This is a genomic window from Streptomyces sp. NRRL S-37 (assembly GCF_000721605.1).
Lineage (GTDB): Bacteria > Actinomycetota > Actinomycetes > Streptomycetales > Streptomycetaceae > Streptomyces.
Genome location: NZ_JOIZ01000018.1, coordinates 80,080 through 105,405, shown reverse-complemented (window position 1 = coordinate 105,405; position 25,326 = coordinate 80,080). Strand labels below are relative to the sequence as shown.

General features: G+C 74.1%; 12 protein-coding genes. 4 read left to right on the top strand and 8 right to left on the bottom strand.

Annotation, left to right across the window (positions count from 1 at the left end; genetic code table 11):
• The first annotated feature begins 89 nt into the window (after positions 1 to 89).
• Positions 90 to 12,041, top strand: coding sequence for a hybrid non-ribosomal peptide synthetase/type I polyketide synthase (locus tag IH50_RS0125615; protein ID WP_030866835.1), 11,952 nt, complete (start codon positions 90 to 92; stop codon positions 12,039 to 12,041).
• Here the strand turns inward: IH50_RS0125615 and IH50_RS0125610 are convergent.
• Entirely contained in the window at positions 12,018 to 12,569 is a 552-nt protein-coding gene (locus IH50_RS0125610) for a tellurite resistance TerB family protein (protein WP_030866831.1), read from the bottom strand. The genes IH50_RS0125615 and IH50_RS0125610 overlap by 24 nt on opposite strands.
• A 247-nt stretch (positions 12,570 to 12,816) precedes the next feature.
• Between IH50_RS0125610 and IH50_RS38890 the strand changes: the two genes are divergently transcribed.
• Complete coding sequence (locus IH50_RS38890) at positions 12,817 to 16,779, top strand: metallophosphoesterase (protein ID WP_078914096.1); 3,963 nt, start codon at positions 12,817 to 12,819, stop codon at positions 16,777 to 16,779.
• A 67-nt stretch (positions 16,780 to 16,846) separates the two neighbouring features.
• Here the strand turns inward: IH50_RS38890 and IH50_RS0125600 are convergent, their stop codons facing one another.
• Entirely contained in the window at positions 16,847 to 18,079 is a 1,233-nt protein-coding gene (locus IH50_RS0125600; protein ID WP_030866825.1) for a glycoside hydrolase family 16 protein, read from the bottom strand.
• Positions 18,080 to 18,261: 182 nt separating this feature from the next.
• Positions 18,262 to 18,618 (bottom strand): hypothetical protein, encoded by a 357-nt coding sequence (locus tag IH50_RS0125595; RefSeq protein WP_030866824.1) that lies wholly within the window; start codon positions 18,616 to 18,618, stop codon positions 18,262 to 18,264.
• 622 nt (positions 18,619 to 19,240) lie between these two features.
• On the opposite strand from IH50_RS0125595, the gene IH50_RS41125 reads away from it, so the two are divergent.
• Both IH50_RS41125 and IH50_RS0125580 read left to right on the top strand, forming a co-directional pair.
• Positions 19,241 to 19,627 (top strand): ABC transporter substrate-binding protein, encoded by a 387-nt coding sequence (locus IH50_RS41125; protein WP_030866819.1) that lies wholly within the window; start codon positions 19,241 to 19,243, stop codon positions 19,625 to 19,627.
• A gap of 89 nt (positions 19,628 to 19,716) precedes the next feature.
• Positions 19,717 to 20,139: a DUF350 domain-containing protein gene (locus IH50_RS0125580; RefSeq protein WP_030866814.1), complete on the top strand. Its 423-nt coding sequence runs from the start codon at positions 19,717 to 19,719 to the stop codon at positions 20,137 to 20,139.
• Between the two features lie 417 nt (positions 20,140 to 20,556).
• On the opposite strand, the gene IH50_RS0125570 is transcribed toward IH50_RS0125580, so the two are convergent.
• From IH50_RS0125570 to katG, 5 genes are all read right to left on the bottom strand, one after another.
• Complete coding sequence (locus IH50_RS0125570) at positions 20,557 to 21,045, bottom strand: hypothetical protein (RefSeq protein WP_030866811.1); 489 nt, start codon at positions 21,043 to 21,045, stop codon at positions 20,557 to 20,559.
• 149 nt (positions 21,046 to 21,194) lie between these two features.
• Positions 21,195 to 22,157 carry a YihY/virulence factor BrkB family protein gene (locus tag IH50_RS0125565; RefSeq protein ID WP_030866807.1) on the bottom strand — a complete coding sequence of 321 codons (963 nt, stop codon included), beginning with the start codon at positions 22,155 to 22,157 and terminating at the stop codon, positions 21,195 to 21,197.
• A gap of 216 nt (positions 22,158 to 22,373) precedes the next feature.
• A complete protein-coding gene (locus IH50_RS0125560) occupies positions 22,374 to 22,724 on the bottom strand; it encodes a DUF3140 domain-containing protein (RefSeq protein WP_420709114.1) in 351 nt (116 codons plus the stop codon).
• Positions 22,721 to 22,951, bottom strand: coding sequence for a DUF2945 domain-containing protein (locus IH50_RS0125555; RefSeq protein ID WP_030866801.1), 231 nt, complete (start codon positions 22,949 to 22,951; stop codon positions 22,721 to 22,723). Before IH50_RS0125555 ends, IH50_RS0125560 begins: the two co-directional genes overlap by 4 nt.
• A 130-nt stretch (positions 22,952 to 23,081) precedes the next feature.
• Positions 23,082 to 25,313 carry a catalase/peroxidase HPI gene (gene katG / locus IH50_RS0125550; RefSeq protein ID WP_030866797.1) on the bottom strand — a complete coding sequence of 744 codons (2,232 nt, stop codon included), beginning with the start codon at positions 25,311 to 25,313 and terminating at the stop codon, positions 23,082 to 23,084.
• Positions 25,314 to 25,326: the final 13 nt, after the last annotated feature.

The following is a 25,326-nucleotide window of genomic DNA, read 5'->3' as shown; positions in this document are numbered from 1 at the left end:
GTCCTACTGATCAAACCGTAGGCGCAGCCACTGACAATGGGGTCGGTCGTCGCCTCCGACCGGCCGCCCCCGCACGAACGAACGGACCCATGAACGCAGTAACGCTGCTGGACGTCCTGCTCGACGCCGCCCGCCGTGCCCCCGACCAGGTGATCGTCCATGTCCGGGGGGACGGCGCGGAGACGCCCGTCACCTTCCGGCGGCTGCTGGAGGACTCCTTGCGGGTCGCGGGCGGTTACCGTGACACGGGAGTCGCGCCGGGCACCTGCGTGCCGGTGGTCGCGGACCGCGGCGAGGACTTCCAGCCCCTGTTCTGGGGCGCGCTCGCGGCCGGTCTGGTGCCGGTGCCGCTGGCGCCCGACGTGCGGCGGGTCCGCCCCGTGTGGGAGCACCTCGGGCGTCCCCCGGTCGCGGTGGACGAGGCCTGCGCGGACATGGCCGGCGAACTCCCGGACGGTGCCCGGGTCCTGCGGCTGGAGGAGTTGCGGACGTCCCGCGCCGTCGGGTCGCCCGCCACCGCCGCCCCGGACGACCTGGCGTTCCTGCAGTTCTCCTCCGGCAGCACCGGGGCGCCCAAGGGCGTGGAGCTGACCCATGCCGCCGTGCTGGCCAACCTGCGCCAGCTGACCAGGGCCGCCGCGCTCACCGACCGGGACGTGGTGGTGAGCTGGATGCCGTACTTCCACGACATGGGGCTCATCGGCACCCATCTGGCGCCGCTCGCCGCGCGGGCCAGACAGGTGCGGATCGCCCCGCTGTCGTTCGCGAAGAACCCCCGGCTGTGGTTCGAGGTGGCCGCCGCGCACCGGGCCACCCTGCTGTCCGCCGCGAACTTCGCCCTGGCGCTGACCGTCCGCCGGGTCCCCGAGGAGGTGTTCGCCGGGCTCGATCTGAGCACGGTGCGGCTGATCCTGGTGGGCGCCGAGCCGATCTCGCCGGCGGTGTGGCGGGACTTCACCGCCCGGACCCGGCCGTCCGGGCTCGACCCCCGGGCGGCGACGCCCGTGTACGGGCTGGCCGAGGCGACCCTGGCCGTCACGTTCCCGCCGCCGGGCGAGGTGGCCGTGCCCGTCGCCCTGGAGCGTGCCGCGCTCAGCCGCGGGCGGGCGGTGGAGCGGGAACCGGGCGGTGACGCCGTGGAGTTGATGGACGTGGGGCTGCCGGTGCCGGGGTGCTCGGTGCGCGTCACCGACGACCGGGGCCGTCCGCTGGGCGACCGGCGGGTGGGGCACGTCGAGGTGCGCGGTCCGCAGGTGGCCCGGGGGTACCACGGTCTGCCGGAGGCGACGGCGGCCTCCTTCGCCGACGGCTGGCTGCGCACCGGTGACCTCGGTTTCCTGCGGGACGGCCGGCTGTGCGTCAGCGGCCGGCACAAGGACGTGCTCTTCGTCAACGGCCGTACGTTCCACGCCCCGGACATGGAGGAGGTCGCGGCGGCCACGCCCGGGGTGCCGCCGGGGACGACGGTGGTGGTCGGGTCGACCGACCCGGTGACCGGCGGGGAGCGGGTGGTGGTGTTCGTGGCCTGGGCCCGGCCGCCGCGTTCGGCGGCCGGGGTGCTGGACCGGGTGGCGGGGCGGGTGCGGGCGGCGCTGGGCCACGACGACGTGCGGGTGTTCGCGCTGCCGCCGTCCGCCTTCCCGCGCACGACCAGCGGCAAGGTGCAGAGGCGGCGGATGCGGTCGCGGTTCGAGGAGGGGGCGTACCGGCCCACGGCCGCCTCCGGGGCAGTCCCGGCGGTCCCGGCGGCTTCGGAGGGCCAGGCGGTCCCGGAGGGCCAGGAGTCGCCGGGCCCGTCCGGGGATCCGGCGCCGGCGCCCCGCTCCCGCGCGCAGGTGCGGGGCGTGGTGCGGGAGGTCTGGGCGAAGGTGCTGGGGATACCGGAGCAGTCGTTCGGGGACCGGGACCGGTTCGCCGAGCTGGGCGGCGGCTCGCTCAAGGCGATGGAGGCGCTCGCCGAGCTGGAACGGGCGCTGGACGTGACGCTCGGGCCGGCCGTGATGCGCGACGACACGGTGGCCGCCCTCACCGACCACCTCCTGGACGCGGCGGGGCGACGGGCGTCCGGGCGGCGGGAGACCGGGGGCGGTACGTCGTCCCGGGGCTCCGGGACCGCCGTGGTGGGGCTGGCCTGCCGGTTCCCCGGCGCGGATGCGCCGGAGGAGTTCTGGGAGCTGCTCACCGCCGGCCGCGACGCCGTGACGGGGGTGCCCGCGGGCCGCTGGGGCACGGTTGGGACGGCGGCGGAGGAGGAGGGGCGGTGGGGTGCCTTCCTGGACGACCCCGCCGCCTTCGACGCCGGGCACTTCGGGATCGGCGCCGAGGAGGCGCGCGCGCTCGACCCGCAGGCCCGGATCTTCCTCGAACTCGCCCACGAGGCGCTGGAACGCGCCGGATACGCCGGGCCGCGCCGCCGCGGCCTGCGGATCGGCGTCTTCGCCGCCGTCGGCGACAGCGGCTACCGGCAGGTCCTCGCCGAGGCCGCCCCCGGCGGTGCGCCGCCGGGGGCGGCCGCCCTGACGGGCAACCTGCCGAACCTCGTCGCCGCCCGCGTGGCGCACTGCCTCGACCTGGACGGCCCGGCGCTGGCCGTGGACACCGCCTGCTCCTCGGGCCTGGTGGCCCTGCACCTGGCCCGGCGCAGCCTCGCGGACGGCGAGTGCGACCTCGCGGTCGTCGGCGGCGTCAACCTGCACCTGACCCCGGCCGCGCACCATTCCCTGGAGGCGGCGCAGGCCCTGTCGCCGACCGGGCGCGGCCGCGCCTTCGGCTCGGCGGCCGACGGGTTCGTACCGGGCGAGGGCGGTGCGGCGCTCGTCGTACGACGGCTGGCTGAGGCCCACCGTGACGGTGACACGGTGCTCGCCGTCGTCCGCGGCACCGCCGTCAACAACGACGGCGCGTCGCTGAGCCTGATGGCGCCCAATCCGCTGCGCCAGCGGGAGGTGATCACCCGGGCGTACGAGGACTGCGGCGTCGACCCGGCGTCGGTGACCTACGTCGAGGCGCACGGCACGGGCACGGCTGTCGGCGACCCGGTCGAACTGCGGTCCCTGGCCCATGCCTTCCCGCCCCGCCCGGACGGCCGGCCCCGGCTGCTCGGCTCGGTGAAGACCAACATCGGGCATCTGCTGAACGCGGCCGCGCTGCCCTCGCTGGTGAAGGTCGTCCTGGCCCTCGGCCACGGCCGGCTGCCCGCCTCGCTGCACCACACCCCGCCCTCGCCCGCGCTGGAACGGTCCGGGTTCGCCCTGGTCACCGGTGAGACGGCCTGGGTGTCGGACGGGCCGCGCAGGGCGGGCGTCAACGCCTTCGGCTTCGGCGGCACCAACGCGCACGCCGTCCTGGAGGAGGCCCCGCCCGCGCCGGCGCGCCCCGAGAGCCGGGCGGCCGACGGGCCCCGTCTGCTGACCCTTTCGGCGGGCAGCGCGGAAGGGCTGGAGGCGTGGACGGCGCGGCTCGCGGAGCATCTGCGCGCGCACCCGGAACTCGACGAGGCCGACGTCTGCGCGACGGCCGGCGCGGCGCGCGACGAGCGGCCCCACCGGTTCGCGCTCGTCGCCGACGGCGACCTGCCGGAACGGCTCGCCACGGGTCGGGACGCGGTGACCGGGACGGTGACGCACCGGCCCCGGACCGTCTTCGTCCTGCCCGGTCAGGGCGGCCTGCGGCCGGGTCCGGGCGCGGCGCTGTACGCCACGGCCCCGGTGTACCGCACCACGCTCGACGAGGCGTCGGCGCTCGTCGGAAGGGTCTGCGGGCGGGAGTTGACGGACTGGTGCGTCGACGCGGACGTGACCGAGGACGACCTGGCCGCGACGGAGGTGGCGCAGCCGCTGCTGGTGGCGCACGGGGTCGCCCTCGCCCGGCAGTTGACCGCCTGGGGCGTAGGGCCCGACGCGGTCGTCGGGCACAGCGTCGGCGAACTCGCGGCCGCCTGCGTGGGCGGAATGCTGTCCCTGCGCGAGGCGGTCACGTTCGCGGCGGAACGGGGCCGGCTCATGGGCGGGTCGACCGCGCCGGGCGCCATGGCGGCCGTACTGGGCGCCGGGGAGCGGGAGGTGGCCGCCCTGGTGGACGCCTCCGGGGGTGAGCTGGCGGTCGCGGCGTACAACGGGCCGGGGCGGCTGGTGATCTCCGGCGTCCCCGGCGCGGTCCGCGAGGCGTCGCGTCGGCTCATCGAACAGGGCGTGGCCGTACGTCCGTTGCGGGTGTCGCGCGCCTTCCACTCCCCGCTGATGGAACCGGTCGCGCAGGCCCTGGCGGACGCGGCGCGCGGGCTGGCGCCGACGGCGCCCACGACGCCGGTGATGAGCACGCTCACCGCCGCGTGGCAGCCCCCGATGACCCCGGACCACCTGCGCGAACACGCCCTGCGTCCGGTGCGGTTCGACCGTGCGGTGGCACGTCTGGTGGAGGAGGGGTACGACACGTTCGTGGACCTCGGCCCGACCCGGACGGTCACGGCGGACGGCGATGTCCTCGTGGTGTCCGCGGTCGGAGCGGCGGGCGGGGCACGGGAGTTGCTGGAGACCGTGGCACGGCTGTGGACCCGGGGCGTACCGGTGGACCGTACGGCACTCGACGAGGGCTGCCGACGGGTCCCGCTCCCGCCGTACCCGTACCGGCGACACACCTACTGGCCCGGGCCCTCCGTGCAGGGCTTGTTGTATGACGTCGTGTGGCAGGACACGCCAACTGCGGGCAGTCGTGCCGCTGGGGCGATGGGGGTCCCCCCGCTCGAGCGAAGCCGAGAGTGGGGGAGGGTGGGCGATGGGGGTACCTCCCAGGCCGTTCAGGCACTGGGGGAGGCACCTCGTGAGCGCCGAGCGGCGCGACCCCACCCCCGGCCCGCCCCGACGCGCCCCGCCGTCGTGGTGACCGGTGCGGACCCGACGGCGGTACGCCGGCTGGCGGACCGGCTCGCCGTCCAAGGGGCGGACGACGCCGAGGCCCCGGACACCGTGATCCTCCTCGCCGGAACGGCCCGGCCGCACACGGTGACGGATCTCGAGCAGCACCAGCACGAGGCGGTCACGGCACTACGGGAAGCCCTCACGCTGCTCGACCGCACCGGCGCCCGCCGCCTGCTGGTGGTGACCCGGGACGCGCACGTCACGGGCCACGGCCCGGAGGCCCCGGACCCCGCCCAGGCGATCCTCGGCGGGCTCGCCCTGGCCGTGCCCCAGGAGTCCACGGGGGTGATCGCGAACTGGATCGACCTCTCCTCCCTCGACGACGAGGAGCAGCACCTGCGGGCCCTGCTCGCCGAGGTGTCCGCGCCGCAGGCGGAAGGAGCCGTCGCCTGGCGGGCCGGGCGGCGCTCGGTACGGGCCGTCGTGCCACGCGCCGAGAGGGAAACGGCCGACGGGGACCGGCTGCCCGCCGACGGCACGTTCCTGATCACGGGCGGCGCCGGAGGCATCGGCTCCGCACTGGCCCGGCACCTCGCGGACCGGGCCCGCCCCGTCCTCGTACTGGCAGGACGCTCCCCCCGCCCGCCCCGGGGCCTGCTGGAGGAACTCACCGCGCTCGGCGCCGACGCCCGCTACGTCAGGGCCGACCTCACCGTCCCCGACGACGTCGAACGGCTCGTCGCCGGGCTGCCCCCGCTGGACGCCGTCTTCCACGCGGCCGGAGTCGCCCGGCCCGGCAGTCTGCGCGGCACGGCCGTGCGGGAGACGGCCGACGCGCTGGGCGCGAAGACGCTCGGCACCGTCCTGCTGGCCGAGGCGCTGGACCGGCACGGTCAGCGCCCCGGGGTGTGCGTCGCGTTCTCGTCGGTGTCGTCGGTGCTGCCCGGCCTGGCCGGCGCCCTGGGCGCGTACGCGGCGGCGAACGCCTTCCTCGACTCCTTCGCCGGCGCCGAGCGGCGGGCGGGCCGCCCGTGGCTGTCGGTGAACCTCGGTCCGTTCGGCGAGACGGGCCTCGCCGCCGGGGGCGCCGGCGGTCTCGCGGCCGGCGCGGGCCGGCCGCTGGCGACGGCGCCCGCGCTGGCGGCCCTGCGGTCGGCCTGCGGCACGGACGTGGCGCAGTTGGTGCTCGCCGATCTGACGCCCGTGGCGCCTTCCGCCGCGCCGGTGCCGCCGCCCACGGCCGACGGGGCGCGCGGGCGGACCCCGGCCTCCTCCGGTACGGCCGCCGTACTGCGGGAGCTGCTGGCGCGGTCCCTCGAGGTCCCGCCGGCGGCGGTCGACGACGACACGCCGTTCCTGACCCTCGGCCTGGACTCGCTGGGCGCCGTCGATCTCGTCAAGCGGCTGGAGCGGGAGCTGGGGCGGTCCCTGCCCACCACGCTCTTCTTCGAGCACCGGACGGTGCGCGAACTCGCCGCCCACCTCGACGGCCAAGCCCCGGACCGCCCGGACGGCGAGCCCTTCGCGCTGACGCCCGTCCAGCTCGCACTGCACACCAGCAGCCTGCTCCACCCGGACGTCCCGGCCCGCGGTCATCTGCGGCTGACGGTCCGCGGCCCGCTCGACACCGGCCTCCTCGGCCGTGCGCTGGCGCACCTGGCGGAGCGGCACGGCATGCTGCGGCTGCGGGTGGACACCTCGGGCGCACGGCCGGCGCAGCGGGTGGCGGCGCCGGTTCCGGTGGCGGACTGGTACGAGGTGCTCGACTGCGCCGCCGAGGACGTGGCCGGCGTCGAGTCCGCCGTGTGCAACCGGCCCTTCGACCTGACGGCGGGCCCGCCGGTGCGCGCCGTACTGCTCCGCCAGGAGCCGGAACTCGCACACCTCCTGCTGGTCGTGCACCACGCGGCCGCCGACGGGTACAGCCTCAACGTCCTCGCCGAGGAACTGTGGACCTCGTACACCGCGCTGTGGCACGGGGAGCCCGCACCGCCGCCGGTGCCGCCTGCGCCGGACTTCGCGCGGTACGCGGCGGGCACGCGGCGCTCCGGTGTGCCGGACGCCGTCCGGCACTACTGGGCGGAGCGTCTCGCCGCGCGCGGCGCGCCCCTGCGGCTGCCCTACGACGGTGATCCCGACGCTCCCGCGACCGGCCCGATCGTGCAGCACCACGGCGCGTTCGACGCGGAGGCGAGTGCCGGTCTCGAACGGCTCGCCGCCGCGCACGGCGTGTCCCTGTTCCACCTGCTCCTCGCCGCGTACGTGCGCTGCCTCGCACGGTGGACGGGGCGCCGGGACGTCGCCGTGAACGTGGCCAGGGCGGGCCGCGACGACCGGTTCGACGGAGTGGAACGGCTCGTCGGTCCGCTCGCCGACACCCTGCCGCTGCTGTGCGAGGTGGACGACGGGGAGCCGGTCGTGGCGCTGGCGGAGCGGCTGCGCCACCGGTGGCTGGAGAGCGAGCGGCACGCCGGGGTGAGCAGCCTGGACCTGGCCGGCCTGCTGCCCGGCGACGGTGCCGGACCCCGCACGGTGAGCCCGGCGGGCTTCAGCTTCGCCCGGTTCCCGGCCGCGGCGGCTCCCGGCTGCCCGGTGGAGGTGCGGGCGACCGCGGCCGGCACCGGGTCGGCGACGACCCGGCTGTCCTTGCTGTGCTGGGCGGACGGTCCGGTGCTGCGCGTGTCGTGGAACTTCCCGGCGCCGCTGTTCGAGCGGGCCACCGTGGCCCGTCTGGACCGGGAGTTCCGCGAAGAGCTGGCGGCCGCCTCGCGCACTCCCGCCGCACCGGTGCCGTCCCCCCGGCCCGGCGGACCCGTTCCCCTGGTCACCCGGCTGCTCGACCGGTTCCGTGCGCACTCCGGCGCGATCGCCGTCGACGCCGGGGAGGCGTCCCTCACGTACGGGGAACTCGACCGCGCCTCCGCCGCTCTCGCGGCACGGCTGCGTGCCGACGGCGTCCGTCCCGGCGACCTGGTCGGGCTGCTCACCGAGCAGGGCGCGGACACGGTGGTGGGTGTGGTGGGCATCCTGCGGGCCGGGGCCGGCTGGGTCCCGCTGGATCCGGAGCACCCCCGGACGCGGCTGGCCGGTCAGCTGACCCGTACGGGCGCCTCCATGGTGGTGTGCCACTCCCCCACCCTGGGCCTCGCCCGGGCCCTGACCGGCGTACGGACGGTGGCGGTCGACCCCCCGCCCGCCGACGCCCCGCCCGCCGACGACGGCCGTCCGGTCGCCGTCACGCCGGATCCCGGGGCGGTCGCGTACGTCATCTTCACCTCCGGGTCGACGGGGCGCCCGAAGGGGGTGCCGGTCACCCACCGGGCGATGGAGAACTACCTCGACTGGGCCGTCGGCACCTTCGGCTACGGCCCCGACGACCGTCTCGCGCAGACCGCGTCGCCGTGTTTCGACGCCTCGGTGCGCCAGTTGCTCGCGCCGCTGATGGTGGGCGGCACCGTGGTGACCGTGCCCCGGCACCTGCTGCGCGACCCCGAGCTGCTGCTGGCGCACGTGGAGCGGGCGCGGGTGACCGTGTGGAGTTCCGTTCCGACGCTGTGGGAGCAGCTGCTGTCCGCCGCCGAGGCACGGGCGGCGCGGGGCGCGGCGCCGGTGGACCTGTCGGCGCTGCGCTGGGTGCACGTCGGCGGTGAGGCGCTGCCCGTGGAGCACGTGCGGCGCTGGTTCGACCTGTTCGGCGGCGGCACGCGCATCGCGAACCTGTACGGGCCGACCGAGGCGACCGTCAACGCCACCTGCCACATCATCGAGGCACGCCCGGACGACGGGGTACGGCGGCTGCCGATCGGGCGGCCCGCGGCCGGTGCCCTGCTGGAGGTGGTCGACGACGGCGGTGCCGTGTGCGGGCCGGGTGAGGCCGGGGAGCTGCTCATCGCGGGCACCGGTCTGACCTCCGGTTATCTGGGCGAACCGGAGCTGACCGCGCGGGCGTTCACGATGCGCGGGGGGCGGCGCTGGTACCGCAGCGGGGACCGGGTGCGCCGGTCGGCGGACGGCGTCCTGGAGTTCCTGGGGCGGCTCGACGACCAGGTGAAGATCCGCGGGAACCGGGTGGAGCCGGGCGAGGTGGAGGCGGCACTGCAGACCTGCCCCGGTGTCGGGCGGGCCGTGGTGCTCGCGCACGAGGGGCGGCTGCTCGCCTTCGTCACCCCCCGGACGGGGGCCGAACCGCCGGTCGCCGGTGAGGTGCGCCGGCATGTTGCCGGGCTGCTGCCCTCGTACATGGTCCCGGCGCGGATCACGTGCGTCGACGCGCTGCCGCTGACCGGAACCGGCAAGGTGGACCGGTCGGCGCTGCCGGCGGCGGACCCCGGTCCGGACGTGTCGTCCGGTGACGGGAGGACTCCCCCGGCCACCGCGACCGAGCGGCGGCTGGCGGCGATCTGGTGCGAGGTGCTGCGGGTGAGTGCCGTGTGCCGGGAGGACGACTTCTTCGAACGGGGCGGTGATTCGCTGCTCGTCCTGCAGGTGTTCGCGCGGCTCGCGGAGCGGGCGGGGCCGCTGCCCCGGCCGACCGTGATCTACCGTCACCGCACCCTCGCCGCCCTGGCGGAGGCCGTGGACGCCGCCGCGGGAGGGACCTCCGAGGTTGCGAACTCCGCTGCGGAAGGGAACTCCGGGGCCGTGAACTCCGCCGCCGGAGGGAACTCCGGGGCCGTGAACTCCGCCGCCGGAGGGGACTCCGGGGCCGCGGACGCCGCGCCCGTCCCGGCCGGTGACCAGGACCCCGGCCCGTTCCCGGTCACTCCCGGTCAGCGCGGGTTCCTCCTCGCCGAGGCGCTCTCGCCGGGCGGCGGAACGTGGCTGGCGCGGCTCCGGCTGTCCGGGCCGCTGGATCCGGACCTCTTCCAGCGGGCGGTGGACGTGCTGGTGGAGCGCCACGGCATGCTGCGCACCGTCTTTCCCGCCGGTGCCCGGCCTCCCGTGCAGCAGGAGCTGCCCCGGTCGCTGCGGCTGCCGGTCGACTTCGAGACAGTCGCCGGGCCCGCCGAGGTGGACGAGCGGGCCGCGACCGAGGCGGAGCGACGCCTGGAACCCTGGGCGTGGCCGTTGATACGCCTGCGGGTGCTCACCCTGGAGCCGCGGGAACACGTCCTGCTGGTGCACGCGCACCATGTCATCGGCGACGGCTACAGCTCGGCCCTGCTGATACGGGAACTCACCGAGGTGTACGACCGGTTGGCGGGAGGTGCCGTGCCCGGACCGTCCGCGCCGCGGGCCGGCTTCCGCGACCACGTCCTGGCGGCGGCCGGGTCCGGCGCCGGCGCACCGGCCACGGCGGAACGCCGGGCCCGGGCCGGCCGGCTGAACGCCCCGTACCGGCCGCCGGTGCTGCGCACCGCCGCCGTGGGCGGCGGCCGGCGTTTCGAGTCGGCCGGGTTCACGCTCGACGCGACACTGACGGCCGCCCTGCGCAAGGTCGCCTCGGCCGCGCGGACCACGCTGTACGCCCCGCTGCTGACCGCCTACTACCAGGAGCTGACGGCGGTGACGGGCCGGCCGGACCTGATCGTGGGCCTGGCGGTCAGCGGCCGGGACGGTGCGCTGCCCGACGCGCACCGGATCTTCGGGCCGTTCGCCGGCGCCGTACCCGTGCGGCCGGCCGGCGCGGCCGACGCTCCCCTGACGGAAGGGGAGTTCGGTGACGCGCTGCGCCGGATCGTGGCGGAGGCGGAGGAGGCGCGCGCCCACGAGGACGTCGTTCCCCGGCACGCCGACGGTCTGCCCGTGACGTCGCAGTTCTTCTTCACCCACCTCGACTTCGCCGCGCTGGCCCCGCGGGGCGACGGTGTGCTGCGGGTGGAGTGGGAGGCGGCGGACAGCATGTTCCTGCCGCCGTCGTCGGCGACGGACCTGTTCATGGCGGTACGGCCGGACGGTGACGGGCTGCGGGTCACGGTACGGGGCAGCGCCGCCGCGTTCTCGCCGGACGCGCTCGACGGCTTCGTCCGCTCGGTGCGCGGCCGTCTGGTGCGGGCGGCCGGGAACCGCCGGGTCGTGGTGCCCCCGCCGGGGAAGCGGCGGGGGACGATGGACGCGGCTCTCGTCGGCTATCTGCCGGCGCCGGAGCACCTCGCCCGGCTGGCCGGCCTGCCCGAGGCGGCGCTGCCCCGGGCCGAGATGCGCGCCCTGCTGTTCCCCGACGGCGGGCCGAGGCTGCTGGAGACGGTGCGCACGCCGCTGGGCCGGTCGGGTTTCGTGTGCGTGCCGCTGTTCGCCGACGAACTCGGGCGGGGGGCCTCTCTGGTGGACCACACCGCTCGCGCGGTGTCGCTGGCCGCCTCCCTCGGCGCACGCTGTGTGTCCCTCGCCGGGATGATCCCGTCGCTGACCGGGTACGGCTTCGACGTGCTGCGGCACCGGCAGTACCCGGCGGCAGTGACGACGGGGCACGCGGCAACGGTGGTGTCGGTGGTCAAGGCGGTGCACGCGGCGCTGGACGCGACCGGCCGGGACCTCGCGGACCTGGAGGTGGCGTTCGCCGGACTGGGTTCGATCGGCGCGTCCTCGCTCGAACTGCTGCTGTCACTGGCCGCCCGCCCGCCCCGGCGTCTGCTGCTGTGCGACGTGCGCGGCAGCGGGCCCCGGCTGCGGGAGCTCGGCCGCCGGCTGCGGGAGCGCGGGCTGGCCGGCGAGGTGGAGGCCGTCGAGGCGCAGCGGATGCTGCCGGACGCCGTGCACGCCGCGGATCTGCTGGTGACGGCGGTGAGCGGGGCGACGGCGGTACTCGACGTCGACCGGCTGCGGCCCGGTGCCGTCGTGGTCGACGACTCCTTCCCGCACTGCTTCGACACCGGACGGGCCCTGGCCCGGATGCGGGAACGGGGCGACGTCCTGGTCGTGGGCGGCGGGCTGCTGCACGTCGGCAGCACCGGCCGGGAGGTCGCCGACGACCTCCCGGCCGCGGCGGCGGCCGGCTACCTCGCCCAGCCCTGGATCGAGGGAACCCTGGCCTCCTGCCGCACCGAGTCCCTGCTGCGCGCCTCGGACGACCGGCTGCCGCTGGTGCACGGCTTGGTGGACGCGGCGGTGGCACGGGCCCACTGGGACGCCATGGAGGAGGCCGGGGTCACGGCGGCACCGCTGCACCTGCTCGGTCACACCGTCGCCCCGGCGCCGGGCGCCGGACTGTCCGAGCCGCCGTCAGATACCGAACTCCGCGGGTGACAGGCCGAGAGCCGAGCAGGCGTCGCGTACGGCGTACTGCTCGGCCGGCTCGAAGCTGCCGTCGGCCCCGGCGACGACCATGCCGGTCTGGACGACGGCCCGGGCCTCGGCCGGCTTCTTCGCCGCCTTGGCGATGTCCTCCAGCGCCCGGGCCTTGCCCAGCTCGAAGTCGGCCGTGAGCCGGTCCACGTGCTCGTTGAACCGCTTGCGGAGCTGGTCCGCGGGGAAGTTCTGCAACACCTCGTTGGAGACGATCAGTTCCTCCACGCGCTGCCGCTCGGCCGGGTCGACGCGTCCGTCGGCCGCGGCGACCAGCGCGCACATCGCCATGCTGGCGTCCCGGTAGGCGCCGCTCTTGAGCTCCGCCTTGGCCGACGCGAGCTGGGACTTGAACAGCCCCATCAGCTGGGCCTTGGAGCCACCGCCCGAGGAGGAGCCGTGCCCGTGCTGCTGTCCGCTCCCCGTCCGTGCGCCCTGGGACTGCTGGAGGGCCCTGGCCTGTTCCTTGAGCCGGTCGAACATCGCCACTTGGTGCCACCTCTTCTGTCGCTGTCACGGTCCGTCCGGTCAAACGGACGCGGCCGCGACCATGTTCCCGGACGGCAAAAGAAAAGCAAAGCAACCCCGGAAGCCGACCGGGTCGCGTACCTCCTTCCGCTGATCGTTCACGGCCGCTCCCCCCGCGTTCATCCGCGCCGCCCAGGATGCGCCATGGGCATGCCCGCATCAGCCGGTGTGCCCTTCATCGTGCGGCGAACAGGGAGGGCGGCTGCTGATGCGGACAGGACAGCGGCGAAGACGGCAGGGCGGCGGATCCGGGGCGCGGCTCATGGGAGTGGTGCTCGCGGCGCTGCTCCTGGCGAGCGGCACCACGGCGGCACAGGCGGCCCCGAAGCCGCCCGCGGAGCAGACGGGTCCGGAAGCGGAGTCGAGCCTGCCGGACCTGGTCCCGCGTGACGGGACCTATCTGGAGGGCACCGAACACCTCGCGGCCACACCGACACTGGCCGGTGACTCCGTGACCAGGCTGGCGGTCGACGGGAAGAAGGTCGGCGCGGAGCGCACGGTCGGGGTGTCCCGGCTCACCTTCGACGTCGGCTCCAACTCGACGGAGGCCCGCTACCACAACCACATCGTGGTCAACGGCGACTACCGGGCCGACATCGGCGACCTCGTCAACGAGCGGGGCACGATCGAGATACCCAACGAGCACCTGGTCAAGGGCGAGAACACGATCGAGGTCGTCGCCGGGACCGTCGAGAGCTCCTGCGGCACCAACCACGACGACTTCGTGCTCTCGGACATCGCCCTGGAGCTGCTCGGCGAGCGGGCCGACGGCGAGGAGAACGAGTACACCTACTCCTTCGGCGACGGCAGCTGCGGCACCAACACCAGCCTGCGGACGAAGGCGACCCTCACCTTCTTCGCCCTGTCCGACCCGCGGGGCACCACCGGGCTGCGCGCCGACCTGGACACCACGAGGCTCCGCAACGGCGCCCACGTCCTCAGCGCGACCACCGCGTCGGGCAAGACGGTCGAGAACGACGTGACCGTCAACAACGCGCCCGCCGGCGCGCCCCGGCTGCTGCCCGAGGACGGCACGCTGGTGGCCGGCCCGCGGACGGTGTCCGCGAGCCTTCCCGCCGGAACCGACGGCGGCGTCAAGTCGCTGACCGTGGACGGTGCGGCGCCCGTCACCGAGGCGCACCTGGGCAGCGGCGCGGCCGTCTTCTCCTTCGACGTCGGGTCGAACTCGATCGACGATAAGTACGACAACCACCTGTTGGTCAACGGCAAGCGGATCGACCTGGGCGGCACCTGGGTGAGCCAGCGGGTGGAGATCGCGATCCCGGCCCGTCATCTGATGCCCGGGGACAACGTCATCAAGGTCGTCACCAGCGCGTACCGGGAGAGCTGCGGCGACAACCGCGACGACTTCGACATCGCGCGCCTCGGACTCGCCCTGGACGGCGGCACCGTCACGGGCCGGGACATCGCGGACTCCTACGCCCTGGGCGACGGTTCCTGCGGCAGCGGTGACACCCGGCTGCGGGAGGCCGAGCTGCACTACTCGATCGACGCCCCGGCCGTGCACGTCAGCGACACCCTCGGCACCGGAACCGCCACCCTCGGCTTCACCGTGGGCGGCAACTCGATCGAGGCCCGCTACGGCAACCACGTCCTGGTGAACGGCCGCAAGCAGGTGCTGGAGAGCGACTTCGCCGGACGCCACGTCGACCTGGCCTTCCCCAACGAGTGGCTCGAACCCGGCTGGAACACCGTCGACTTCGTCGCCGGCACGTTCCCCGCCTCGTGCGGGGACAACCGTGACGACTTCGCCGTCTCCGGCATCACCCTCACCCCGGCGAGCGGCACCGCCGCCGGACGGATGCTCAAGGGCTCGTACAGTCTGGGGGACGGGAACTGCGGGGACAACGTCAACCCGCTGACCGAGATCGACCTCGAGTTCTTCGTCGAGGGCCCGGCCCAGGGGCTGCGCGCCGACCTCGACACCCGGCGGATCGACGACGGCGCGCACACCCTGGCCGCGGTCTCCCGGTCCGGGAAGAAGGCCACGCGCACGCTGGTCACCGACAACTCGGCGCCCGAGGTCACCACCAGTGTCCCGGCCGCCGGGCAGCGGATCACCGCGTCGGTCGTGCTCGACGTACGGCTGGAGGACGCGTCCGGCGTGGTCGAAGGACCGTCGGTGAAGCTCGACGGCAAGCCGGTCGAACCCGGCACGGCCATCGGTCCCGGACTGTCCGCCGGCGCCCACACCCTGTCGGTGTCCGGCACCGACGGCCTCGGCAACACCGGCACCCGCGAGGTGAGGTTCACCTCCGCCGGCATCCCGGACACGCCCAAGGGCCTCACCCCGAAGGCCGGCACGACCGACGCGGGCCGCAGCGTCCGGCTGTCGGCCGAGGTGGCCGAGCCCGACGGGGGCACGGTGAGCGCCACGTTCTCCGAGGCCGAGATCCTCACGCCGCGGCAGGTGTACCAGGGGACCGCGGACGCCGTCCCCACGACGCTGCGGGTGCCGGGCGAGCGCCGGGTGAAGGCCACCGGCCTCGCGCCCGCCGACGGCAGGATCCTCGACGCGCCCGCCGCCCAGGAGGTCACCTACCAGCGCTTCGACGTCCCGGTGAAGGGCCGTACCGACGCGCCGGTGCTGCGCTGGGAGGGTGTCATCGACCCCGAACGGCTCGCCGCGCTGCGCGTGTGGAACACCGCGGCGAAGCGCTGGGACGTGCTGACGAGCGCCCGGGGCGCCGCCGACGGGAACACCGTGCTCACGGCGGTCGTCGACCGCGCGTACGTCGACCGGCAGCGGGTGCATGTCATGGTGACCGGGGAGGACCCGTTCGCCGACGACATCGAGGCCGGTGACCCGGACCGGTTCGCCGACCCGGACTCCTACGACTTCTCGATCGTCCACTTCACCGACACGCAGTACCTCTCCGAGGGCGCGGTGGAGCAGGAGACGGCCGCGGAACGCGCGGTGTGGGAGAAGGCGTACGGGGACGTCACGCGCTGGATCGCCGCCCACAAGGACGAGCGGAAGATCGCGTACGTGGCCCACACCGGCGACATCATCGAGAACAACATCCGCAAGCCCGCCGACGAGGCCACCCAGCGGCAGGTCGTGGGCGAGATGGAGGTGTCCTCCCGGCAGCAGCGGATCCTCGACGACGCCGGCGTCCCGAACGGTGTGATCGCGGGCAACCACGACAACCAGTCGGGCACCGAGAACGGGCCGGACGCCCTCTACAACCGGTACTACGGACCGGACCGCTACCAGGCGCTGTCCGACGGCTGGCGGCACGCCGAGTACGGCGGCCCCTGGAAGCCGGGCGACAACCAGAACCACTACGACCTGTTCTCCGCCGGCGGTGTCGACTTCGTCGTCGTGGGCCTGTCGTACGGGGTGACGAAGGAGGAGGCCGCGTGGGCCGCCTCCGTCTTCGCCCGCTACCCCGACCGCAACGGCATCCTGCTCTCGCACGACTACCTCGCGCCGAGCGACAGCCCGGACGGACGCGGCGCCCGGTTCTCCGCGCCCGACGGAGCGATGCTGTACAAGACGGTGGTGCAGGACAACCCGAACGTGTTCCTGATCCTCGCCGGTCACGAACACGGTGTCGGCACCAACGTGAAGCCCAAGGTGGGCGAGGTGTCCCACGGGGTCGTCGAACTCCTCGCGGACTACCAGTTCTACACCGTGTCCGCCGACCGGCTCGGACTGACCGAAGTGGGCGGCTACCAGCCCGACGACCAGCTCCGGTTCGGTTCGAGCTTCTTCCGGATGCTGCAGTTCGACGTCGACCGGTCCGAGCTGACGGTGGACACCTACTCGCCGCTGCTCGACGAGTTCGGCGCCACCGAGTACGACGCGGACCACCGCTACGACGGCACCGAGGACAACATGGTGCTGCCGGTGGACCTCGACACCCGCACCACGTCGTTCAGGACGGACTCGCTGGCGCTGTACGACCCGGTGCGCGTCATCGGCCGGGACAGGGCCGGCTCCGGTGGGACCGCCTCGGTGACCTGGAGGAACCTCAAGCCGGGCACGGCCCACGCGTGGTTCGTCACGGCGCGTTCGGCGGGCGGCGGCGTGACCGCGTCCGAGCCGAGCGTCTTCGTGACCAAGGACGCGGGCGGCCGACCCGGCGACTGGGGCCCCGGCGTCCCCGGCTACCCGTGGTTCACGTCCGCCGGAACCCGGCGGTGACCGGCTGAGACACACCGCTGCCCCGGACCGGCCGGTCCGGGGCAGCGGTGTGTCCGGCACCGTCGGTTCAGCCGACGGTCCACTTCTGGTTGGCCGCGCCGGTGCAGGTCCAGATCTGCAGCCGGGTGGCGTTGGCGGAGTTGTTGCCGGTCACGTCCAGGCACTTGTCGGCCTGCGGGTTGACGATGTCGCGGGCGGCGGTGACGACCCATTTCTGGGCGGCGGTGCCGTTGCAGTCCCACAGCTGGACGGGCGTACCGTCGGCCGTGCCGCCCGAGGCGACGTCCAGGCACTTGCCGAGGGCGCGGATGGTGCCGTCGGAGCCCACGGTCCAGTTCTGGGCGGAGGTGCCGTTGCAGTCGTAGAGCTGTACGGGGGTGCCGTTGGCGGTGTTCGCCCCGGCGACGTCGACGCACTTGCCGGCCAGACCGCGGATCGCGCCGCCGGTGGACGAGTCGCCGGTCGTCACCGACACGTGGTCCACGACGAGTTGCTGCGGGAAGGCGGTGGAGCCGTCCGGGTCGCCGGGCCAGTAGCCGCCCACCGCCAGGTTGAGGATCAGGAAGTACGGCTTGTTGAACACCCACTGCTTCCCGCCGAGGTCGGCGGGGGTGCGCCGCTGGTAGACGTTGCCGTCCACGGACCAGGTGATCGAGTCCGGTGCCCAGTCGACGGCGAAGGTGTGGAAGGCGTCCGCGAAGGCCTGGCCGCCCGGCAGGGTGTAGCCGGCGCCGATGCCGCCGGAGCCGGAGTAGCCGGGGCCGTGGATCGTGCCGTGGATCGTGGAGGGTTCGAAGCCGACGTTCTCCATGATGTCGATCTCGCCCGAGTCCGGCCAGTTGACCGGCGTGCCCAGCATCCAGAACGCGGGCCACATGCCCTGCCCGCGCGGCACCTTCATCCGCGCCTCGACGTGCCCGTACTGCGCGGTGAACCTGCCGGAGGTGTTGAGCCGGGCCGAGGTGTACTGGCAGGTGCCGTACCAGCACTGGTAGTTGGCCGGGTTCTCCTTGCGGGCGGTGATGACCAGGTGGCCCTGGCCGTCCAGGGCGGCGTTCTTGTTGCCGGACGTGTAGTACTGCCGCTCGTGGTTGTTGACGTTGTCGCCGGTCTCGATCTGCCACTTCGAGGAGTCGACCGCGGCGCCGGCGGGACCGTCGAAGGTGTCCGAGAAGGTCACGGCGGCCGCGGCCGTGGCATCGGCCGGTTCGGCCGTCGCGGTGCCCGCCGCACCGGAGGCGACGAGCGCGGCCGACATCGCGGTGATCAGCCATCTGCGGAGTCTGCGCGGAGAGGACATGGCTCTCCCTTTCCGTACGGCGACCCGGATGTACGGGTGCGCCGACCGTGGTTGTGGGGGTGGAGGTACAACCACTTGATTTAAGAAGTGAGATAAGGCGGCGTCAAGAGTCTGGTCCAGACCAGATGTCGGAGGCGCGCGGGAGACCGCCGCCGGGCCCTGTTCAGGCCGTCGTGCCCCGTTCAGGCCGTCGTGCCCCACGAGGTCCGGTGCGCGCAGGCGGGGTCGTGCTCGGTCGCGCACGACGTCCACCAGCGTTCGCAGCAGGCGGCCTCCACCTCGGCCTGCGCGACCGCGGCGGCCACCGCGTCGCGCCACGCGGCCCGGCGCCCCTGCCGTTCCCGGAGGACGGCGACGGCGCGCCGCTCGTCGGCGATGACCGTCTCCCGCACGATCCCGATCACGGGGGCGAGGGAGGCGACCGCCATCGCGAGGGTGGTCCACAGGGGGACGGTGCCCCAGGTGCGCACGGTGCAGAAGGAGAGCCAGAGGGCGACGGCGACGTACAGGGCGGTGAGGGTGCGGCTGCCGCTGCTCATGGCCGGTTCTCCTTCACGGTCCGTCCGGTGGAACACCGGATGCCCCGGATGCGCGCGGATATGACTCCCTGACGACGAATTCACTCAACTACCTTTCCGTACAGTCGAGTTGTTACCCTGCCGCCCTGCCGTGGGCCACACTGTTCACGTGGGGGCCGGCCGTTGGGGAGCGGGGGCGGGACATGATCGCGCACAGACCGGTTGTGGCCGCGGTGGCGGGGACGCTGATGCTGGTGGGGTGCACCGGTGGCCCCGACGGGGACACCGGCGCCCGGAAGCCGTCACAGGGAGGCGCAAGCACGACGGGTGAACCGGGTTCCGGGCCGTCCTCCTCCGGTCCGTACACCGTGGCGGAGGACCGGGCACCCGCCACCCGGGCCGAGGCGGTCGAGTTCGTGCGCGGACTCCCCGTACGTCCCGACTACTTCGGCGTCGGTTTCCGCAAGGGCGAGCCGTACGAGAGCGATCCGTCCCGGTGGGCGGTGCTCGGCGACGACTGCCTGTGGCGTCGCGAGCCGCTGCCGGACGGGGTGCCGGCCAGTCTCACCCGGGCGTTCGTGCTGCCGGCGACGAAGGACAAGGAGCCCGTGTACGTGTCCCTCACCGTCACGCGGAGGAACCGGTGCTCGGCGGCCGCTTCCTCGCCGAGGCGGAGGGCTGGATGGTGGGCACCGCCTACGCCGACGCCGGCGCGGACCCGCACCTGCGGGCCTTCGCCGCCGCCCACCGCGAACGTCACGGCGACTCCCCCGCGCCCTGGGCGGCCGAGGCCTACGACGCCGTGCGGTTCGCCGTCCACGGCCTGGCCGACGCCGGCGCCGACGGCCCCTCCGCCCTCCGCTCCGAACTGCTGCGCGCCCCTTGGCAGGGCATCACCCGCCGGTTCTCCTACGATCCCGGCGGCCAGTTCTACGCCGCCGACCGGGACGGCGGCGCCTTCCTCTACCGGATCGGCGGCGGCGCCGCGCACTTCGTCGCCCGCGCCGACGACATCGGCGCCGGAGGATGACGGGGGCAGCAGGTCAAGGCGCCGAACGGGTGCGCTACATTTTGCTCGCCCTTGACCGCGATCACTCACCCTACGGAGCCGGCAACCCCATGAGCGACATCGTCAACGGACTCGGCCGGGCCACCGCCTACGGCGCACTCGGACTGGTCCTGCTGGTCCTCGGCATCGTCCTGGTCGACGTGCTGACGCCCGGAAAGCTCGGCCGGCAGATCTGGCAGGAGCGCAACCGCAACGCCGCGCTGGTGCTGAGCTCCGCGCTGCTCGGCATCGGCGGGATCGTGTTCACGTCGATCTGGACGACGTACGAGGACTTCGGCAAGGGGCTGGCGTCGACCGCGGCGTTCGGTGTGCTGGGGCTGGTGATGATGGCCGTGGCGTTCCTGGTGGTGGACCTCATCACCCCGGGGCGCCTGGGTGCCACGCTGGTCGAGCCCGAACCCCACCCGGCGGTCTGGGTGACGGCGTCCTGCAACCTCGCGGTCTCCGCCGTCATTTCGGCGTCCATCGCCTGACCGGGGTGCCCCCGTACCGCCCGGTCTCCGCGTCCCGGGACGCGGAGACCGGGCGGTGGCGTCTCACGGACGGCCACGGGTGAGCGCGGCCGGCGGCGTCGAGGAGCCGCCGGTGACCGTGGAGCCGAAGGTGGTCGTGGAGCCCGGCGCGACTTATCAGGAGCATGCCAATCACATCGGCGGGCTCGCTCCGGACCGATTCTTCCGGACCCCTGTCGGAAGCCGGAGGCGCCCGTGATCTGTGCTGATACCGAAGGCCTCACCTCGAAACACCACGTCGGCGCGGAGTGCGGTGCGTGAGATCTTCTCCCGGCCTACGACCGTACCGTCGCCTCGGTCGGCAGCAGGACACGCATTCGGCCACGGGCGCTCGCCCGTGGCCTGACCGGACCACGGCGCAGCCGCCCCGCACCCCGGTCAGGCCACGCGGGCGCGTTCCCGTACCGGGCGGGCCGGCTCGGGCCGGGTCCGGGGGGCCGGTTCGGCGCGCGTGGCGGACTGGGCGCGGGCGGCCGACTGGGCGCGGGTGGCGGTGCGGACGCGGTACGTCGTGCGGTTGGGGTCCACGACGGGCTCGCCGAGGGTGATCCGCCCGGCCGCGTGCAGCGCGTCGCATTCGGCGGTGGGCAGGGCGGCGTAGCAGCCCCCGGTGCCGGTGGCCGAGTCGAGCGGGCGCCAGTAGCTGTACCTGCGGCGGCCGTTGGCGTACTCGGTGACGTACGTGGGAGTGCGGGGGTCGGAGATGATGCGCAGCACGTCGGTGCGGGGGGTGCCGGCCGGGGGGCGCGGACGGGAAGGGACGGCCGGGAACTCGGTCGTTATCGGTCCGCCGCGACGCTGGTCCGGTCGGCGGCGCGCGGCCGGCAGGGCGACGAGGGCGTGGGGACGGTCGACGGTGGCGAGCATCAGCAAGACCTTTCCGGAGCCGGGATACGAGACCGTCTACCCAGCGCGGCGCCGGAGTTGATCTCCTTTTCCGATCATTGTGCAACCTCACACCGACAACGCGCGGACGCCACGCCCAAGTTCCCCGTCGGCGTGTTCGTCCCGGCCGGTCAGGCGCCCGGTCCCGGGTCCGGGCGGACCGCCGCGTCGATGCCGGCGCGCGCCGCTTCGAGCTGGGCTGCGAACGCGATGCCGAGGAAGAGGGCGACGGCGGTGAGGTTGGCCCACAGCAGCAGTGCGATGAACGCGGTGAGCGGCCCGTACAGGGCGCCGAACGCCCCGCTGCCCTCGACGTACAGGGCGAGCAGCCACGTCGCCGCGACCCACAGCAGCAGGTGCACGGCCGAGCCGAAGGCCAGCCAGGTGTAGCCGGGCTGGGTACGCCGGGGTGACCAGCGGAAGATCACCGCCGAGGCGACCCACGCCAGCGCCAGTCCCACCGGCAGCTCCAGCACGGTCCACCACCCCGAGCCGCCGGATCCCCCGGCCACCTCGGCCACCGCGTCGCCCACCGCGTCACCGGTGACGAGCACGACGAACCCGAGGACCAGCGGCAGGCCCGCGGTGAGCGCGAGGAGGACGGCCCTGCCGTACTTGCGGGGGAAGGGGCGGTCGCGTTCGATCCCGTAGATGCGGTTGGCGCCCCGCTCGATCTGGCCCATGGCGGAGGCGAGGTTCAGCAGGGCGAAGCCCAGGCCGAGCCAGAGCGCCAGCGCGCTCCCGACGTCGTCGTGGGCGCTGCGCCGGGTCCCCTCGAAGGCGTCCTCGACGATGTCGGCACTGGCGCCGGGCACGATCCGGCCGAGGGTGAGCTCGACGACCCGGCCCACGCCCTCGGTGTGCACGGAGGTCGCCAGGCCGACCAGCGCCACGGTGAACGGCACCAGGCCGAGGACGACCTGGAAGGCGAGCGCCCGCGCGTGGGAGAAGCCGTCCGCGTAGCGGAAGCGGGCAAAGGAGTCGGTCAGCAGCCGCAGGCCTCCGTAGTGCCGCAGCGCGGCGAACGCCTCGTCGCCGGAGAGTTCCTCTCCGATCATGTCCCGGGTCTGCGGGACGTGGACGACGGTTCCCATACGTGGACACTCCTCGCGTCGAGTGGCTCTGCTCCTCTCTTTGATGGCCCGTTTCCCCGATGTCACACCCGCGGCGGCGGGTGTCGTGGCGCGTGCGGTGGGGACGGCACGGCGACGGCACACGGTGGTCGTGCCCCCCGGCCGGCCCACCCGGACGGATCCCGTACGGGTGGGCCGGCCCTCGGGGTTTCCCCGGGAGGTCCGTGGGCGGTGGTGTCAGGGCGCGTCGTCGAGCGGGTCGTGGCCCCAGTTCATCAGCGAGTGGCGCCAGCGTGTGTCGCGTACGTCGCCGGACGGGCGCTGGGCGAGGTGGCGGCGGATGTAGCCGACGACCTTGCGCATGTGGGCGTAGTCGTCGTCGGAGAGGTCCTTCCTCGCGGTGCGGAGGATGCCGACGATGCGGCGGCCGGACGCGTGGCCGGTCGACTCGCCGCCGTCCGCGTGCTGACCCGCGCCGCGGGACTCCTCCGTGCCGAGCCACTTCTCGAGGTCGGCCGGCTTCATGTTGACCAGCTCGCGGAACTCGTCCCAGGTCTCGTCCTCGCGGTCCTCCTCCACGGCGCTCACTTCTTCTTCCTGAGCGCGGAGGGCTTGTGGACCGCCGGCTTGCCCGACTTCCCGCTGCGCACCTCGTACTGCGGTTCCTCCTCGGAGGCGGCGACCGTGCGTCCGGCCGCCTCGGTACGCTCGGTGATCTTCTTCTCGACCTTGCCCGTCGCCTCGCTGCCGTGGCTGCTCCAGGCGACCTCGTCGCCCTTGTGGAGATCCTTGCCCCGGCCGGTGCCCTTGCCCATGTCCAGCGCCTCCTTCGGTGGCGGTCGGCTCGCTTCCACCCTGGTGGCACGGCGGACCGCGCGCATCTCGGGGGCGGCACACGTCCGGGCCGGCCCCAAAGGGCCGGCCCGGATCAGCGGGGCGGGGGGATCAGACGAGGTCGAACCGGTCGAGGTTCATGACCTTGTCCCACGCCTTGACGAAGTCCCGCACGAACTTCTCCTTGGCGTCGTCGCTCGCGTAGACCTCCGCGAGCGCGCGCAGCTCGGAGTTCGATCCGAACACCAGGTCGGCACGGGTGCCGGTCCACTTGACCTCGCCGGTGGCCGCGTCGCGGCCCTCGAACACGGTCTGGTCCTCGGACGTCGACTTCCACGTGGTGCCCAGGTCGAGCAGGTTGACGAAGAAGTCGTTGGTCAGGGTGCCGGGGGCCGTGGTGAACACGCCGTGCGACGTCTGCCGGTGGTTGGCGCCCAGCACCCGCAGGCCGCCGACCAGGACGGTCATCTCGGGGGCGCTCAGCGTCAGCAGGTTGGCCTTGTCGAGCAGCAGGAACTCGGCGGGCAGGCGGTTGCCCTTGCCGAGGTAGTTGCGGAAGCCGTCGGCGGTCGGCTCGAGCGCGGCGAAGGACTCCGTGTCCGTCTGCTCCTGCGCGGCGTCCACGCGGCCCGGCGTGAACGGGACCTCGATGTCGACGCCGCCGTCCTTGGCGGCCTTCTCGACGCCCGCGGCGCCGGCCAGCACGATCAGGTCGGCGAGCGAGACCTGCTTGCCGCCGGTCTGCTCGGCGTTGAAGGACTCCTGGACGCCCTCCAGGGTGCGCAGCACCGTCGCCAGCCGGTCGGGGTCGTTGGCCTCCCAGCCGCGCTGCGGCTCCAGGCGGACGCGCGCGCCGTTGGCGCCGCCTCGCTTGTCGCTGCCGCGGAAGGACGAGGCCGACGCCCACGCCGTCGACACCAGCTCGGACACCGGCAGACCCGAGGCGAGGACCCGCTCCTTGAGGGCGGCGACGTCCGCGGCGTCGATCAGGTCGTGGGTGCGCTCCGGCAGCGGGTCCTGCCACAGCAGGGTCTCGGCGGGCACCTCCGGGCCGAGGTACAGCGACTTGGGGCCCATGTCGCGGTGGGTGAGCTTGTACCAGGCGCGGGCGAAGGCGTCCGCGAACTCGTCCGGGTTCTCCAGGAAGCGGCGCGAGATCGGGCCGTAGACCGGGTCGAAGCGGAGCGCGAGGTCCGTGGTCAGCATCGTCGGCTGGTGGCTCTTCGACGGGTCGTGGGCGTCGGGCACGGTGCCGGCCCCCGCGCCGTCCTTCGGCCGCCACTGGTGGGCGCCCGCGGGGCTCCTGAACAGCTCCCACTCGTAGCCGAAGAGGATCTCGAAGAAGCTGTTGTCCCAGGTCGTCGGCGTGTTGGTCCACGTCACCTCGAGACCGCTGGTGATCGTGTCGCCGCCCTTGCCGGTGCCGAAGGTGCTCTTCCAGCCCAGGCCCTGCTCCTCGAGGCCGGCGGCCTCGGGGTCGGCGCCGACGTGGTCGGCGGGGCCCGCGCCGTGGGTCTTGCCGAAGGTGTGGCCGCCCGCGATCAGGGCGACGGTCTCCTCGTCGTTCATCGCCATGCGGCGGAACGTCTCGCGGATGTCGCGGGCCGAGGCGATCGGGTCCGGGTTGCCGTTGGGACCCTCCGGGTTGACGTAGATGAGGCCCATCTGGACGGCGCCGAGCGGGTTCTCCAGCTCGCGGTCGCCGGTGTAGCGCTCGTCGCCGAGCCAGGTGGACTCGGGGCCCCAGTAGACGTCCTCCTCGGGCTCCCAGACGTCCTCGCGGCCGCCGGCGAAGCCGAAGGGGGTGAAGCCCATCGACTCCAGGGCGACGTTGCCGGAGAGGATCAGCAGGTCGGCCCAGGACAGGCTCTTGCCGTACTTCTTCTTGACGGGCCACAGCAGGCGGCGGGCCTTGTCGAGGTTGGCGTTGTCGGGCCAGCTGTTGAGCGGGGCGAAGCGCTGCTGGCCGGCCCCGGCGCCGCCGCGGCCGTCGCTGATGCGGTAGGTGCCGGCGCTGTGCCAGGCCATGCGGACGATGAGAGGGCCGTAGTGGCCGAAGTCGGCGGGCCACCAGTCCTGGGAGGTGGTCAGCACCTCGGCGATGTCCCGCTTCACCGCCGGGAGGTCGAGGGCCTGGAACGCCTCGGCGTAGTCGAAGTCCTCGCCGAGCGGGTTCGCCACGGCCGGGTTCTTGGCGAGTATCTTCAGGTTGAGGCGTTCGGGCCACCACTGGCGGTTTCCGCCGCCCTGGGTGGGGTGCGGGGCGCGCCCGTGCGCGACCGGGCAGCCACCCGCCTCCTCCGTCTTGGGGTCGGTGACGATCGCGTCATGGTTCTCGGTCATGGGAGTCCTTCCG

Bases quoted from the DNA above. Each gene is read 5' to 3' on its own strand.
- IH50_RS0125615 (WP_030866835.1), top strand. From the start codon at position 90: ATGAACGCAGTAACGCTGCTGGACGTCCTGCTCGACGCCGCCCGCCGT.
- IH50_RS38890 (WP_078914096.1), top strand. From the start codon at position 12,817: ATGCGGACAGGACAGCGGCGAAGACGGCAGGGCGGCGGATCCGGGGCG.
- IH50_RS0125600 (WP_030866825.1), bottom strand. From the start codon at position 18,079: ATGTCCTCTCCGCGCAGACTCCGCAGATGGCTGATCACCGCGATGTCG.
- IH50_RS0125595 (WP_030866824.1), bottom strand. From the start codon at position 18,618: ATGAGCAGCGGCAGCCGCACCCTCACCGCCCTGTACGTCGCCGTCGCC.
- IH50_RS0125580 (WP_030866814.1), top strand. From the start codon at position 19,717: ATGAGCGACATCGTCAACGGACTCGGCCGGGCCACCGCCTACGGCGCA.
- IH50_RS0125570 (WP_030866811.1), bottom strand. From the start codon at position 21,045: ATGCTCGCCACCGTCGACCGTCCCCACGCCCTCGTCGCCCTGCCGGCC.
- IH50_RS0125565 (WP_030866807.1), bottom strand. From the start codon at position 22,157: ATGGGAACCGTCGTCCACGTCCCGCAGACCCGGGACATGATCGGAGAG.
- IH50_RS0125555 (WP_030866801.1), bottom strand. From the start codon at position 22,951: ATGGGCAAGGGCACCGGCCGGGGCAAGGATCTCCACAAGGGCGACGAG.
- katG (WP_030866797.1), bottom strand. From the start codon at position 25,313: ATGACCGAGAACCATGACGCGATCGTCACCGACCCCAAGACGGAGGAG.